Below are 14,401 nucleotides of genomic sequence, written 5' to 3'. Positions count from 1 at the left end.
AGCACCGCGCGTTGCGGAAACCCCCGATTGCGACTATATTGGCGCTCATGAATTCAGGCGCCATCCCGGCTTCGGGCCTTCCTCTCGCACCGCCCTCGCTAAGCCGTTTCGCCATCGGCGGGACGGCCATGCCCGCGCGCGTCGCGCGCTGACTCCCTCCCGGTCGTTACCCGTGCGTGCGGCGATCCGCTTGCATGGGTGCAATGCCGTGAGTGGCCGTGGTGCTGCGGCACACGATGGCGTCGCCTCCAGACATCAAGTACAAACCGAACCCTAAAAGATCCCCACAGGAGAAAGTCATGGCCGACAAGCTGATCATTTTCGATACGACCTTGCGCGACGGTGAACAGTCGCCGGGCGCGTCGATGACACGCGAGGAGAAAATCCGCATTGCGCGTCAATTGGAGCGCCTGCGCGTGGACGTCATCGAAGCCGGCTTCGCTGCCAGCTCGAACGGCGACTTCGAGTCCATTCGGGCGATTGCCGGCATCATCAAGGACAGCACCGTCTGCTCGCTCGCCCGTGCCAACGATCGCGATATCGCGCGCGCTGCCGAGGCGCTCAAGGGTGCGAACTCGTCGCGTATTCACACGTTCATCGCCACGTCGCCGCTGCACATGGAGAAGAAGCTTCGCATGAGCCCGGACCAGGTGCTCGAGCAGGCGAAGCTCGCGGTGCGGTATGCCCGCCAGTTCACGGACAATATCGAATTCTCGCCGGAAGACGGCAGCCGCTCCGAGCTGGATTTCCTCTGCCGGGTTCTGGAAGCCGTCATCAACGAGGGAGCCACGACCATCAACGTGGCCGATACCGTCGGCTACGGCGTGCCGGAACTCTACGGCCAACTCGTGCGCACGCTGCGCGAACGTGTGCCGAATTCGGACAAGGCCGTCTGGTCGGTACATTGTCACAACGACCTGGGCATGGCCGTGGCGAACTCGCTGGCGGGCGTGCAATTGGGCGGCGCACGTCAGATCGAGTGCACGATCAACGGCCTGGGCGAGCGTGCGGGCAACACGTCGCTCGAAGAGGTCGTGATGGCGCTCAAGACGCGCAAGGACTACTTCGGGCTGGAGCTTGGCATCGACACGACGCAGATCGTGCCTGCCTCGAAGCTCGTCTCGCAGATCACCGGCTTCAGCGTCCAGCCGAACAAGGCCGTGGTGGGCGCCAACGCGTTCGCGCACGCCTCCGGTATTCACCAGGACGGCGTGCTCAAGGCGCGCGACACGTACGAGATCATGCGTGCGGAAGATGTGGGCTGGACCGCGAACAAGATCGTGCTCGGCAAGCTCTCGGGCCGCAACGCATTCAAGCAGCGTCTCCAGGAGCTGGGCATCGAGATGGACTCCGAGCAGGATGTGAATGCCGCATTCACTCGCTTCAAGGAACTGGCCGATCAGAAGTCCGAGATCTTCGACGAGGACATTCTCGCGATCGTGTCCAACGAAGCGCAGGCCGAGGGTGGCGAGCATTTCTACCTGGTGTCGATGGCGCAGCATTCCGAGACGGGCGAACGCCCGAGTGCGCGCGTGGTTTTCACCGCGCAGGGCAAGGAGCTCGTGGGCGAAGCCGAGGGTAACGGCCCGGTCGACGCCGTGCTCAACGCCATTGAATCGCAGGTGCAAAGCGGCGCCGAGCAACTGCTTTACTCGGTCAACGCGATCACGACCGGTACGCAATCGCAGGGCGAAGTCACCGTTCGACTGTCGAAGGGCGGGCGCATCGTGAACGGCGTGGGCACGGATCCGGATATCGTGGCGGCGTCCGCCAAAGCGTATCTGTCGGCGCTCAACAAGCTGTATTCGAAGGCCGAGAAGCTCAATCCGCAACTCACGCCGTAATCGATCGTGCGAAGTCGCAGGTGACGGTCGAGGTATTCGTCAGCGTGCCCGCAGCCGGAAGTCCGGCATGCGGGCATTTTGTTGTCGGCGGCGCTTGCGCGATGCGCGCTCAGAACAGGTTGTTCTCGCGCTTCTCATGCAGCGGATCGGGGCTGATCTGCGTGGTTTTGACAATGCCGCTCGGGTCGAAGTAGAAGTTCATCATCGAGAACCAGACGTCGTCCTGCTTGAAGCGATAAGTCCAGACTTCGCGCTTCATGCGCGGAAAATACGACGTTTCCACCGGCTCGCCGAAGTGATGCAACACGTCGGTTTTCGTCCACTTGTCGATCTCGACCTTGTTGAACTCCGGCATCGAGAGCACTTGCGCGGTGCGTAGCAAACGGCCTTGTGCGTCGAAGTCGGCCGCGATCGTTTCTTCACCGAACGGCTTGGTCGGGTAGAGCCAGCGCGTCACGCCCGGGGCGAGCGGGTAGACTTCCTTCGGTTTGCCCAGCCGGGCTTGCACGTCGGCCTGAGACGCGCTTGGCGGCACTTGCTGCCAGGCGGGCGTGTAACAGGCACCAAGCGACAGGGCGAGTGCGCCGGCCGCGAGCCAGCGCAGTGCTGCGACAGGCCGCAAAGCGTTGAGAAGGGCGCGGGTCGGTATCGTCAGGCGGGCGATGTCCGCGCGTGTCCGGGGTGAATGGATCATGGATGGCCTCGCGTCAGTGGGGAGCGGCCGCGCAGCGGCAGGCCCATAGCATACCGCCGTGTGTCGTATCGTGGGGCGCCTCGGCTTGCCGGGGGTGGGTTGGGGCGTTATGATTCGCGCCGAGACAGTCACTGGGGCCTCGATGAAAGTTCAAGTTTTGCTGGCGCGCTTGTGCGCAGCGGTGTGTGCGGCCGGCCTGCTGGCCGTGTCCGGCCTTGTGCACGCTGCGCCGCCGATCCGCCTCGCGCTCATCGAAGGCATGAGTGGACCTTTCGGCAATGCCGGCGCCATGGTCGAGCGCAATATACGCTTCGCTATCGAACGCGTGAACGCGCGCGGCGGTGTGATGCTGCGCGACGGCGCACACCCGTTCGAGTTGACGGTGTTCGACAGCAAGGGCAGCGTGGAGGACAGCCTGGTGCAACTCAAGGCCGCTGGCGATCTCGGTATTCCGTTCGTCTTGCAGGGCAATAGCTCTGCCGTCGCTTCCGCGTTGATCGACGCGATCAACAAGCGAAATGCGCGCGAGCCGGGGCAGCGCATGCTGTTCTTCAATTACTCGGCCGTCGACACGGCGCTTACCAACGAGCAGTGCAGCTTCTGGCATTTTGCCTTCGACGCCAATGCCGCCATGCGCATGCAGGCGCTGACCGAAGCCATCAAGCAAGACGCGAGTATCCAGAAGGTCTACCTGCTCAATCAGGACTACAGCTTTGGCCGGCAGGTCGCCGGACTGGCCCGTCAGATGATCGGTGCGAAGCGTCCCGATATCCAGATCGTGGGCGAGCAGTTCAGCCCGGTGGGACGCGTGAAGGACTTCACGCCGTACCTCGCGCGCATCCGCGCGGCGGGTGCCGATACGGTCGTGACGGGAAGCTGGGGCAACGACCTGACACTGCTCGTCAAGGCGGCGCGCGAACAAGGGATGGAGCTCAAGTTCTACACGTTCTACGGTAACGCGCTTGGCGCACCGGCGGCGTTGGGCGATTCCGGGGTTGGCCGCGTGTATGCCGTGGCCGAGTGGCACCCGAACGTTGGCGGCGAGGCGTCGGATGCGTTCTACAAGGCGTTTCGTGCACGTTATCCGGCGGCGCGCGACGATTATCCGCTGCTGCGCATGAGCGTCATGATCGACATGATCGCCGCAGCGCTCGAGCAGGCAGGCACCACCGACGTGACGACGGTGGCGCGCGCGCTCCAGAACCGTCGAATTCGCGAGGCGCCGGCCGACGCCTGGATGCGCCCGAATGATCATCAGTTGATCGAGCCACTATATGTGTCGGTCATGCGCCGCGCGGGAGAGCCGGGGGTGAAGTTCGACAACGAAGGCTCGGGCTTCGGTTTCAAGACGGTCATGGAACTGCCTGCGAGCAAGGTGGCGTTGCCAAGCACCTGTCGCATGGCCCGTCAGCGGTGAAAGAGGGCGGCGGCGGATCGTTGATTTGTCGTGATTTTGTGGATAATTTATTGAAATTTCCCGGATTGTTCGAGAAATTACGTGACATTTTGACGTGATAACGCCCCGCCGGGCCCCGTCGCTGGCGGCGAAGCATGGAAAACTATGGCGTGCGGATGACAACTCCCGTATAATCGCGCACTTGCAGTTTTGTTTATGTGCGGCAGCGCCGCGCATGTTTTTGTAAGTTCACGGCACGGCCTTTCTTCCGTGACCGCGTGTATCCAAAGGAAAGCAAATGTCTGAAGCAAACACCAAGAAGTCGGACGTCGTGGCGCAATTCGCCCGTGGCGCCAACGATACGGGTTCCCCCGAAGTGCAAGTTGCGCTGTTGACCACGCGCATCAACGAACTGACGCCGCACTTCAAGGCTCACATGAAGGATCACCACAGCCGCCGCGGTCTGCTGCGCATGGTGAGCCGTCGTCGCAAGCTGCTCGATTACCTCAAGGGCAAGGATGCGGATCGCTACCGCGCCCTGATCGAGAAGCTGGGCCTGCGTAAGTAAGCGATTACGATTACGACGAGATGCCTGTATCAGCGTGCTGATGCAGGCATTTTGTTTTTGGGCGCTGCCTGACGGATGTCCTGAGGACGTCTTGCGGGTCGCCAACCTGGCCGTCGTGCCGGGTTCCCGGTTCATGGGGCCTCGTCGGCAAGCAGGGCTTGTGTCATTCCAGCGTCGCCTCAAGACAGGCACGGCAACGGCCGGGCAACGCTGGAATGGCATAACACTCCCCCCTGCAAGGCGTCGGGATCACCCCGGCAGCGATGTCGCGCCGCTGCTGCATTCGCGCGATTCGATATAGGAGTGCAAATGTTCAATAAAGTCGTCAAGTCTTTCCAATGGGGACAAAACACGGTTCGCATGGAGACCGGTGAGATTGCCCGTCAGGCATCCGGTGCCGTGCTCGTCGATATGGACGATACCGTCGTGCTCGCAACGGTCGTCGGCGCAAAGAACGCCAAGCCGGGGCAGGACTTTTTCCCGCTGACCGTCGACTATCTGGAAAAGACTTACGCCGCCGGCAAGATTCCGGGGGGCTTCTTCAAGCGTGAAGGCCGTCCGTCGGAAAACGAAACGCTGACGTCGCGCCTGATCGACCGTCCGATTCGCCCGCTCTTTCCGGAAGGCTTCTACAACGAAGTGCAGGTTGTCGTGCAGGTCGTCTCGCTGAACCCGGAAGTGCCGGCCGATATCCCGGCCCTGATCGGCGCCTCGGCTGCGCTGGCCATCTCGGGTCTGCCGTTCAACGGCCCGGTGGGCGCCGCACGCGTGGCCTACATCGACAGCCAGTACGTGCTCAACCCGTCGCGTGAGCAGATCGCCAAGTCGAAGCTCGACCTGGTTGTGGCCGGTACGGAACAAGCCGTGCTGATGGTCGAATCGGAAGCGCGCGAATTGCCTGAAGACGTGATGCTGGGCGCTGTGGTGTTTGGCCACGAGCAACTGCAAACGGCGATCAACGCCATTCACGACCTCGTGCGCGACGGTGGCAAGGCCGAGTGGGAATGGGCCCCGGCCAACAAGAACGACGCGCTGATCGCGCAAGTGACCGAACTGGCGGAAGCCTCGCTGCGCGCCGCTTACCAGACGCGCGAGAAGCAGGCGCGTACGCAACAACTGCGTGCCGTGACCAGCAACGTGATGGCCAAGCTGGGCGAAGCGGCTGCCGCCAAGGGCGACGCCGCACCGGACGCCATCGAAGTCGGCAACATCCTGTTCGATCTGGAAGCCAAGATCGTGCGTAGCCAGATTCTGGCTGGCGAGCCGCGTATCGACGGCCGCGACACGCGCACCGTGCGTCCGATCTCGATCCGCACGGGCGTGCTGCCGCGCGCGCACGGATCGGCGCTGTTCACGCGGGGTGAAACGCAGGCGCTGGTGGTGGCAACGCTGGGCACCAAGAGCGACGAGCAGATCATCGACGCGCTGCAAGGCGAGTATCGTGATCGCTTCATGCTGCACTACAACTTCCCGCCGTTCTCGACGGGGGAAACGGGGCGCGTGGGTTCGCCCAAGCGTCGCGAAATCGGTCACGGTCGTCTGGCCAAGCGTGCTCTGGTGGCTTGCCTGCCGGGTGCCGACGATTTCGGCTACACCGTGCGTGTGGTGTCGGAAATCACCGAATCGAATGGATCGTCGTCGATGGCGTCGGTGTGCGGCGGTAGCCTCGCCATGATGGACGCGGGTGTGCCGCTGACCTCGCCGGTCGCCGGCATTGCCATGGGGCTGATTCTCGAAGGCAACAAGTTTGCCGTGCTGACCGATATTCTCGGCGACGAAGATCACCTGGGCGACATGGACTTCAAGGTGGCCGGGACGTCGAACGGCGTGACGGCACTGCAGATGGACATCAAGATCCAGGGGATCACGAAGGAGATCATGCAGGTCGCCCTGGCGCAAGCCAAGGAAGGCCGTTTGCATATCCTCGGCAAGATGGCGGACGCGCAGTCGGGCGTGCGTACGGAGCTGTCGGAATTCGCACCGCGCATGGTCACCATCAAGATCAACCCGGAGAAGATCCGTGATGTGATCGGCAAGGGCGGTTCGGTGATCCGTGCACTGACGGAAGAAACCGGCACGAGCATCGACATCTCGGACGACGGCGTGGTGACGATCGCCAGCCCGAGCGCTGAAGGTATCGCAGAAGCCAAGCGCCGCATCGAGTTGATCACGGTGGAAGTCGAAGTGGGCCAGGTCTACGACGGTACCGTGCTGAAGTTGCTCGAATTCGGCGCGATCGTTTCGGTGCTGCCGGGCAAGGATGGCCTGCTGCACATTTCCGAGATCGCCAACGAGCGCATCAAGGACATCAACGAGTACCTCAAGGAAGGCCAGGCGGTGCGCGTGAAGGTGATCCAGCAGGACGACAAGGGTCGTCTGCGTCTGTCGCACAAGGCGCTCACCGACGAGGAAAAGCAAGGTAGCCCGGCGCTGGTCAAGCGCGAGGGCGACGCCCAGTAATTCGGGTGTCGGCATGATGCCGGGTGGCGCGCCCATGTGCGCCGCTTCGCAAGGGAAAACGGCGACGCTTTCGGGTCGCCGTTTTTTTCATGCGTCGCATGGATCGGCGCAATAATGCGGAAAAAATGCGAGGAAGCTATTTACAGAGAAGGGGTTTGTCATTAGAATCTCACTTCTCTGTTCGGGGGGTATAGCTCAGCTGGGAGAGCGCTTGCATGGCATGCAAGAGGTCAGCGGTTCGATCCCGCTTACCTCCACCACGAATTCGAAAGCCTGATTTTCTGGCACATCGAACAAGCAAGATTCTTGCGAAAACGATGTGAAAACTTGAAAATAAAGCTTCACAAGCGAAGAAATGTTGTTTAGAATGGCGTTCTTCGCGAAATGCAGTAAAGCGAAACAGACAAAGTTGTGACGATTTTGTCCCCTTCGTCTAGAGGCCTAGGACATCACCCTTTCACGGTGAGTACAGGGGTTCGAATCCCCTAGGGGACGCCAGAATTGGCGCCGGTAGCGAGTCGGTGTCAGTTTCAAAATGCCAAGCAGTTGGTGGCGTAAAGCCCGCTGAAAGTCAGGCGGGTTTTTTTGTCGGTTTTGGAGCGGTAGTTCAGTTGGTTAGAATACCGGCCTGTCACGCCGGGGGTCGCGGGTTCGAGCCCCGTCCGCTCCGCCAAGACCTACGAAGTTCGGTTGCCTGCGCGTGAAAACGCTGCAATGCCGGACAAGCAGCAAGAATGCAAAGTGAATGACTTCACGATGCTGAAGCAAGTTTGGAGCGGTAGTTCAGTTGGTTAGAATACCGGCCTGTCACGCCGGGGGTCGCGGGTTCGAGCCCCGTCCGCTCCGCCAAACAAAGAAAGCCCAGGCTGATGCCTGGGCTTTTTTTTATCTCCCGACGTACCTATTTCCAGGCCCCGCAGCTGCGTTGTCAGGGTGCGTCGATATCGCTTCCCATCCCTCGAATGCCGTTGCCATCATCGATGCGCGTTTCACGCGCAATTTATTGTATGTGCGCGAATCGTGCGCATTGACGTCCGCCAGCGGCAGAGCGTGGCGGACTGTCGAGCCGCGACGCCCTGCGTCAGCTCGCTCAGCGCACCAGGCACGGTCGTTTCGGATCGAACGTCCAGTCCGGAACGAGATATTGCATGGCGATGCTGTCGTCGCGCGCGCCGAGGCCCTCTTCGAGGTACAGCGCGTGAGCGGCTTCGACCGCGTTCATGTCGATCGTTACGCCGAGGCCCGGTGTGCTCGGCACCTGGACATTGCCGCCGACGATTTGCAGCGGATTCCTGGTCAGGCACTGACCGTCTTGCCAGATCCAGTGCGTGTCGATCGCGGTGATGTTGCCAGGGGCTGCCGCCGCCACATGGGTGAACATCGCGAGCGAGACATCGAAGTGATTGTTCGAGTGCGATCCCCACGTCAGGCCCCAGTCATGGCACATCTGTGCGACGCGAACGGCGCCCTGCATCGTCCAGAAGTGTGGGTCGGCCAGAGGAATATCGACGGACTGCAATTGAATCGCGTGGCCCATCTGACGCCAATCCGTCGCAATCATGTTGGTTGCAGTCGGCAAGCCGGTGGCTCGACGAAATTCCGCCATCACTTCGCGGCCCGAGTAGCCGTGCTCTGCGCCACACGGATCTTCGGCGTATGCGAGCACGTCGTGCTTGTCGCGGCACAGGCGCACCGCCTCGGCGAGCGACCATGCGCCGTTCGGATCGAGGGTCACGCGGGCTTGCGGAAAGCGTTTGGCGAGCGCAGTGACCGCTGCCATTTCGGCGTCGCCTTCGAGTACGCCGCCCTTGAGCTTGAAGTCCTGGAAGCCGTAGCGGGCGTGGGCCGCCTCGGCTAAGCGCACGACCGCGTCGGGCGTCATGGCGACCTCTGTGCGCACGCGTTCCCAATCGTCGCCGGCGGCGCGATTGTCCGCGTAGGGGAGGTCGGTTGCGCGCCGGTCGCCGATAAAGAACAGGTAGCCGAGCATCGCGACTTCACTGCGTTGCTGCCCTTCACCCAATAGCGCAGCGACCGGCACTTCGAGATGTTGGCCCAGCAGGTCGAGCAACGCCGCCTCGAGTGCGGTCACCGCGTGAATGGTGGTGCGCAGGTCGAATGTCTGCAGGCCACGTCCACCGGCATCGCGATCGGCAAATGCGCGCCGCACCCGGCCGAGAATGGCTTGCAGGTTCGCCACCGATTGCCCGACCAAATACGGACGTGCGTCTTCGAGCGTCCTGCGGATCGCTTCGCCACCCGGGACCTCGCCCACGCCTGTGTGCCCGGCATTGTCCTGAAGGATGACGAGATTGCGCGTGAAGAACGGGCCGTGCGCACCGCTCAGGTTCAATAGCATGCTGTCGCGGCCGGCGACGGGAATAACGCGCAGCTCAGTAACAACGGGGGGTCGGCTCATGGCAGGTGGACGTCGATCGGACAATAAAGAAGGGAATGTCGCAACATACGAATTTGTTGTATGTCGTCAGACAACATTTTAAGGAAAGTTCGAACGAATGCCTTTGCGGGTTTACCCGTTTTGCCCGCTAGATGCTGCGGGACATGGCATCTGCTTAGTCGAGACGGTTCGGTGCGGGTGCCGTATCGTCATGTGATCGTACGATGTTGTCGTATAACATCGCATCGACACGCCGAGGTCAGCTTTTGACGCGCACGATCCAGCGCAAGTAGAGCAGCAGGCCCAGCGCGGCAACCGCCAGACTGGCGCTATTGGCGAACCAGAACCCCGCAGCGCCGTGCAGCCAGGCGGGGGACACCCCGCCGATGTTGAAGCCCAGCACGTAACCGCCGCCCAGCCCGACGCCCCAGAGCGATACGGCATAGATGACGGTCGGCACAACCGCGACCTTCCATGCGCGCAGCACGAAGACGGCGTTCACTTGCAGGGCGTCGAATACGTGGTAGAAGGCGACGATGGCAAGTAGGGGCGTCGTGATCGCCGCGACCTGCGGGTCGGAGGTATAGGCTGCCAGGATCAACGCACGACCCAACCACATGAGGGTGGCCAGCGCCACGCCCAGCGTACCGGCAAACTCGATGCCCCGGCGGCCGATCAGACGCGCCCATGCAAAATCGCGCGAGCCGATGGCTTGTGCGGCGAGCGTCGCCGTTGCAATCCCGATCGACATCGGCAACATATACAGGAGCGCCCCGAGGTTGGCGGCAATCTGGTGACCCGCCAGGGTCACATCGCCCAGACGCGCAATGAAAATGGCCATGAACGAGAACGCGGTCACCTCGATCAGGTAGCTCAGCCCCATCGGCACGCCTAGCTTGAGCAGTGCGCGAATGGCCTGCCAGTTCGGCCAGCAGAATCGCGAGAAGATGCCAAACTCGCGCAACGTTGCATGACGCGCCATCAGCGTGAGCCCAAGCGAGCAGGATACCCAGTTGATGGCGGTCGTGGCGATCGCGCAGCCGGTGCTGCCGAGTGCCGGAATCCCCATGCGCTCGACGCCATATATCAGTGCCAGGTTCAGCGGGATCTTCAGTGCCAGCCCGGTCACCTGAATGGCCATGACGATGCGAGGCCGCCCTACGGCCGTCGACAGCGACGAATACACGCGAAAGAGCAGCGCGGCGGGTAAGCCGAACGCCAGAATCTGAAGATAGGCGCTCGCGCGCGCTTCGAGTTCAGGCGTCGCTTCGGAGAGTCGCAGAATGAACTGCGGATGCGACAAGAGAAGGAAGCCCGGTACGGCGAGGAACCCCGCGAGCCAGAACGCCTGACGGACTTCTTCGCCGATACTTTCGCGCTCGCCCGCCCCGAAGCGCTGCGCGACAATCGGGGAGAGGGCGACGAGAATGCCCATCAGGCCGACATACACGGTGATGTAGATCGACCCGCCGAGCGCGAGCGATGCGAGATCGAACGCCGAGGCCCGCCCGACCATGGCGGTGTCCATCACGCCGAAGGCGATCACGGCCAATTGGCCGATCAATACCGGCCAGGCCAGCCCGGCAATGCGCTTGATGTCGTGCCACATGGCGTTGCGCGATTATCGCGGCCGCGCCCCGCGACGCCACGGTCGCTCTTGCAACACGTAGAGGCGGAAGCGCTCGTCCCGGTCGGCTGCGCGGCGGCCTTCCCAGAGTTGACGCCACTCATAGGGGGCCAGCGACAGGGGTTCGCTGTAGTCCTGCGCGTCCTGACGCAGCAGCACGTCGCAATCGTCGCTGGCCGAACCGAAGCGCATCTTGCCGAAGTACGCAAACGAGGCGAGCTGGGCGTCACCCACGCGGGCAGTGCGAATGCAGGTGTAGTCGGCCGGCAAATGCGCGGCGATCTGTGCCGCCACATCGCGATACGTTCTGCCGTAGTTCACCACGGGCAGCCATAGCGTCATGAGCAGCACCCACATAAGCGTTGTGCCGCCCGACGACAGCACCACGCTGCGCCAGAGTACCTTCGGGCTGCGCGACACACGCCATGCGACCAGCGCAACCCAGGCGCCCGTCACGATCAGGGCGCTGACGAGTGTGACCCAACTGAATTCGGGGGCGAAGCCAGGCACCAAACGACGCAGGTTACGCGCCGTCGACGCCGGAAAGCCGGTAATACCTGCCAGCCACACGATCCAGACGAAGCCTGCAAGTACGGTAAACGACAGCACGGCGAACCAGTCGATGGCGTTGACCGTGCCGCGCTTGAGGGTGGGCAGCCCGAAGGCGGCGACGATCGACAGTGCGGGCAACGCGAGCATGAAGAGCTGGTTGCCCTGATGCGCCTGCAGGACGATGAGCACGAGAATCGCGATGGCAAAGGCTAGCGCAATGGCAATGTGCGGCGCGCGTCGCATGCCTCGCCATGAGTACAGTGACCACGCGGCCAGGGGCCATGCGGGCCAGGCGAACAGCGCAAGGTTCTTGACGATGTAGCTCAGCGAGTTGAGCGTCGGGCCGCTGAAGGCGTCCACGCCGATATCCGCCCACTCGCCAAGCCAGCGCCGGGCGCCGTCGGCATATTTGAGCGCCGCGAGCGGCCAGGTGCAGGCGATGACTAGCGTCACCGGGGTGGAGACCAACAGCAACATGCGCAAGGGCAGTGCGCGGCACACGACTGCGGCAGCGATGCCGGCCAGCCAGAGTGAGAGCGTCATCAGCGGTGAGGACGCGAGCGCCATGCCGCCCAGGGCCAGGCCGAACCACACAGCGCCCTGGCGCGGCTTGTCGAGGCTGCGCACCAAACCGTAGATGGCCATCGAGATGAGCGTGAGCTGACCGACGGCCGACGTCGTTTCGTGGCCACGTTCGGCCAGGCCGAAGCAGGCGAGCAGAATCAGCAGGGCGCCGTCTGCGAGTGTGCGGCCGTAGTCGCGCGGCTCGGGCTCGCCGCCGAAGGCGTATTTGAACGGTTGCACTTCGGGGCGACGGCCAAGCAGGTAGGTGCCGTACCAGATGAAGGTGCAGGTGATGTAGAAGCAAAGGCCGGTGACGATGCGTGCCGCGTCGGGGGCGTCGAGCCATGAGAAGGCACGAATGGCGAGTGCGCCGAGCCATGAGACGAGCGGGCCGTTGTCGTAGATGGGTTTGCCGGCGATGTTCGGCAGCAGCCAGTCGGACAACTGACCATGCGCCATCGTCCACATGATGCCGAAGCCTGCGGCATCTTCGTTTTTCCACGGATCGCGACCGAACAACCCCGCCAGCACATAGATGACACAAATAGCGATCAGCAGCGAACGCGGTAGCGCGCTGGTGGCGGAGGCGGTGATGCGAACTCGTTTCATAGGCCGGACGACAGGACCGGCGCAGCGGCCGGATCGGGGAGACTCAGGGAGCGAGCCGGAACTGGTTCGAGGGTGAAACCTGGGACGAAGCTCAGGGCAAACCTTGGGGACAACTCGCGTAAAGCTCGCGTAAAGCGGGAAAGCCGACAGTATGACAGTAACCCATGCAGTGGCGCAGGCCAGACCCAAGGAAAAAGGGCAGCCTGAGCTGCCCTTTTTCCAATGCCTTTCACAACGCTGGGGTGTTGCCCCTGATGTGTTGACCCGAAAGTGTCTGCCGGGTCCCGCATCGCATTGTATGGCGCGTCGCCGATAATGCTTAGGCGATCTTGCCGCCAGCGCGGTTGCCGAACTTCTGGCGGAACTTGTCGACGCGGCCGGCCGTGTCCATGATGCGCTGCTCGCCGGTGTAGAAGTTGTGCGAAGCCGACGACGTTTCGATCTTCACGAGCGGGTAGGTCTTGCCATCTTTCTCGGCCGTTTCCTTGCTGTGGATCGTCGAGCGGGTGATGAACTCGAAGTCGACGCCGGGCGTCATGTCGCGGAACAGGACTTCGCGGTATTCGGGGTGAATGCCTTCTTTCATGATGTACCTTGGGTTAAGTCGGTAGCCAGTCTGCGCGGGAGGACGTTCGCCTGAGTTCATTGTCCCAGGAGGCGCCCCGTTGGCCCATTGGCCTATTGCCCCGCTAACGCCGCCACAATCATACCGGTGGGAAGGCGCCAACCACTTTCCGGGTGAGTAAAACGCGCATTATGCCATGAAAACAACGACTTTCGCAAAGTTTTCATCGGGTTTTGGTGGGGGCGGGCGGGCCTTGCAGGTGGACTAGGTGGCTGCCGGGTCTTGCAGGAAATAGCGCGAAAACAGCGAGTAAAGGGCTGGATATTCGTTGTGGAAGGCCTCCGGGGCCACAAAGAAGGCCTCGGCGCAGACGGCGAAGAACTCCGATTCGTGCTCGGCGGCGTATGGATCGAGGAGCGATGCCGAGGCGAACGCATCCCAGTGTTCGTCGGGGACATTGGCCACCTCGTGGCAGAACGCCTCGTAGGCGGGATCGAAGACGTCGCACCAGATGTCCGGCGTCAGGTCGCCGTGCAGGCGACGCAGCATCGGCGGCACCCCGTCGGCCTCACCGCCTTCCATGTCGATCTTGTGGACGAACTCGTGAATCACCACGTTGTACGCCAGCACATCGCTCGCTTGCACGTCCTGCCAAGACAAGACCACGGGGCCGCCTTCCCAGGCTTCGCCGCTTGCCTCCTGCGCGACGTCGTGCACGACACCCGCTTCGTCCTGCACGGTCTTGCGGATCAGGAATTCGCCTGGATACAGCACGATGCCGGTCCATCCGCGATAAAGCGCGCTCGGCAGGTTGAGAATCGGCAGGCAGGCTTGCGCGGCCACCGAGACGCACATCGCTTCGGTGAGCGGCAAGTCGTGCGCCGTCGAGAAGTGTTTGCTGGCCAGGAAATCGGTTGCGAGGACGCGGAGCTTGTCCAGGTCGGCCGCGTTTCGGCGTGCCAGGAACGGCAGCGCGTGCACCACCTCATGCCAGACGGCGTCGTCGAGGCGGGTGCGCTGGCGCGAACGCCTCAGGCGGGCGAGCAGGGTTTTGAGCATGGCGAACGTGGCGGGAATCCCGGTGCGGCGGCTGGATCGTAGGGAGCATGCGTGTACTGATGACA

10 protein-coding genes and 4 tRNA genes are annotated in these 14,401 nt (G+C 62.5%); 8 read left to right on the top strand and 6 right to left on the bottom strand.

Translation table 11 applies throughout. From position 1 onward, the window contains the following. The first annotated feature begins 299 nt into the window (after positions 1-299). Positions 300-1,844 carry a 2-isopropylmalate synthase gene (locus ACE3UG_RS08830; protein WP_374622417.1) on the top strand — a complete coding sequence of 515 codons (1,545 nt, stop codon included), beginning with the start codon at positions 300-302 and terminating at the stop codon, positions 1,842-1,844. 109 nt (positions 1,845-1,953) lie between these two features. On the opposite strand, the gene ACE3UG_RS08825 is transcribed toward ACE3UG_RS08830, so the two are convergent. After that, positions 1,954-2,538 (bottom strand): hypothetical protein, encoded by a 585-nt coding sequence (locus tag ACE3UG_RS08825; RefSeq protein WP_374622415.1) that lies wholly within the window; start codon positions 2,536-2,538, stop codon positions 1,954-1,956. 142 nt (positions 2,539-2,680) lie between these two features. On the opposite strand from ACE3UG_RS08825, the gene ACE3UG_RS08820 reads away from it, so the two are divergent. From ACE3UG_RS08820 to ACE3UG_RS08790, 7 genes are all read left to right on the top strand, one after another. Next, positions 2,681-3,955 (top strand): branched-chain amino acid ABC transporter substrate-binding protein, encoded by a 1,275-nt coding sequence (locus ACE3UG_RS08820; RefSeq protein ID WP_374622412.1) that lies wholly within the window; start codon positions 2,681-2,683, stop codon positions 3,953-3,955. A gap of 277 nt (positions 3,956-4,232) precedes the next feature. Continuing rightward, the gene (rpsO, locus tag ACE3UG_RS08815; protein ID WP_374622410.1) at positions 4,233-4,502 is read left to right on the top strand and encodes a 30S ribosomal protein S15; all 270 of its coding nucleotides are present in this window, start codon (positions 4,233-4,235) and stop codon (positions 4,500-4,502) included. 303 nt (positions 4,503-4,805) lie between these two features. After that, on the top strand, positions 4,806-6,962 hold the full coding sequence (gene pnp / locus ACE3UG_RS08810) for a polyribonucleotide nucleotidyltransferase (protein ID WP_374622407.1): 2,157 nt from the start codon (positions 4,806-4,808) through the stop codon (positions 6,960-6,962). A 184-nt stretch (positions 6,963-7,146) separates the two neighbouring features. Next, a tRNA-Ala gene (locus ACE3UG_RS08805) sits at positions 7,147-7,222 on the top strand. Between the two features lie 162 nt (positions 7,223-7,384). Further along, positions 7,385-7,460, top strand: a tRNA-Glu gene (locus ACE3UG_RS08800). A gap of 98 nt (positions 7,461-7,558) precedes the next feature. After that, positions 7,559-7,635 (top strand) — tRNA-Asp (locus ACE3UG_RS08795). Positions 7,636-7,734: 99 nt separating this feature from the next. After that, a tRNA-Asp gene (locus tag ACE3UG_RS08790) sits at positions 7,735-7,811 on the top strand. A 241-nt stretch (positions 7,812-8,052) separates the two neighbouring features. Here the strand turns inward: ACE3UG_RS08790 and gudD are convergent. The 5 genes from gudD to ACE3UG_RS08765 all read right to left on the bottom strand — a co-directional run bounded on the left by gudD (position 8,053) and on the right by ACE3UG_RS08765 (position 14,336). Next, a complete protein-coding gene (gene gudD, locus ACE3UG_RS08785; RefSeq protein ID WP_374622404.1) occupies positions 8,053-9,381 on the bottom strand; it encodes a glucarate dehydratase in 1,329 nt (442 codons plus the stop codon). Between the two features lie 238 nt (positions 9,382-9,619). After that, positions 9,620-10,969: an MATE family efflux transporter gene (locus ACE3UG_RS08780; RefSeq protein WP_374622401.1), complete on the bottom strand. Its 1,350-nt coding sequence runs from the start codon at positions 10,967-10,969 to the stop codon at positions 9,620-9,622. Between the two features lie 12 nt (positions 10,970-10,981). Then, positions 10,982-12,712: an ArnT family glycosyltransferase gene (locus ACE3UG_RS08775; protein ID WP_374622398.1), complete on the bottom strand. Its 1,731-nt coding sequence runs from the start codon at positions 12,710-12,712 to the stop codon at positions 10,982-10,984. Between the two features lie 319 nt (positions 12,713-13,031). Further along, entirely contained in the window at positions 13,032-13,298 is a 267-nt protein-coding gene (locus tag ACE3UG_RS08770; RefSeq protein WP_374622395.1) for a type B 50S ribosomal protein L31, read from the bottom strand. A 243-nt stretch (positions 13,299-13,541) separates the two neighbouring features. Beyond that, positions 13,542-14,336: a zinc-dependent peptidase gene (locus ACE3UG_RS08765; protein WP_374622514.1), complete on the bottom strand. Its 795-nt coding sequence runs from the start codon at positions 14,334-14,336 to the stop codon at positions 13,542-13,544. Between the last annotated feature and the right edge of the window lie 65 nt (positions 14,337-14,401).

The sequence above is a fragment of the Pandoraea sp. genome (genome assembly GCF_041919235.1).
Lineage (GTDB): Bacteria > Pseudomonadota > Gammaproteobacteria > Burkholderiales > Burkholderiaceae > Pandoraea.
This window is presented reverse-complemented; position numbering and strand designations above follow the sequence as displayed.

Coding starts and splice junctions, on each gene's coding strand:
- ACE3UG_RS08830 (WP_374622417.1), top strand. CDS start 300: ATGGCCGACAAGCTGATCATTTTCGATACGACCTTGCGCGACGGTGAA.
- ACE3UG_RS08825 (WP_374622415.1), bottom strand. CDS start 2,538: ATGATCCATTCACCCCGGACACGCGCGGACATCGCCCGCCTGACGATA.
- ACE3UG_RS08820 (WP_374622412.1), top strand. CDS start 2,681: ATGAAAGTTCAAGTTTTGCTGGCGCGCTTGTGCGCAGCGGTGTGTGCG.
- rpsO (WP_374622410.1), top strand. CDS start 4,233: ATGTCTGAAGCAAACACCAAGAAGTCGGACGTCGTGGCGCAATTCGCC.
- gudD (WP_374622404.1), bottom strand. CDS start 9,381: ATGAGCCGACCCCCCGTTGTTACTGAGCTGCGCGTTATTCCCGTCGCC.
- ACE3UG_RS08780 (WP_374622401.1), bottom strand. CDS start 10,969: ATGTGGCACGACATCAAGCGCATTGCCGGGCTGGCCTGGCCGGTATTG.
- ACE3UG_RS08775 (WP_374622398.1), bottom strand. CDS start 12,712: ATGAAACGAGTTCGCATCACCGCCTCCGCCACCAGCGCGCTACCGCGT.
- ACE3UG_RS08770 (WP_374622395.1), bottom strand. CDS start 13,298: ATGAAAGAAGGCATTCACCCCGAATACCGCGAAGTCCTGTTCCGCGAC.
- ACE3UG_RS08765 (WP_374622514.1), bottom strand. CDS start 14,336: ATGCTCAAAACCCTGCTCGCCCGCCTGAGGCGTTCGCGCCAGCGCACC.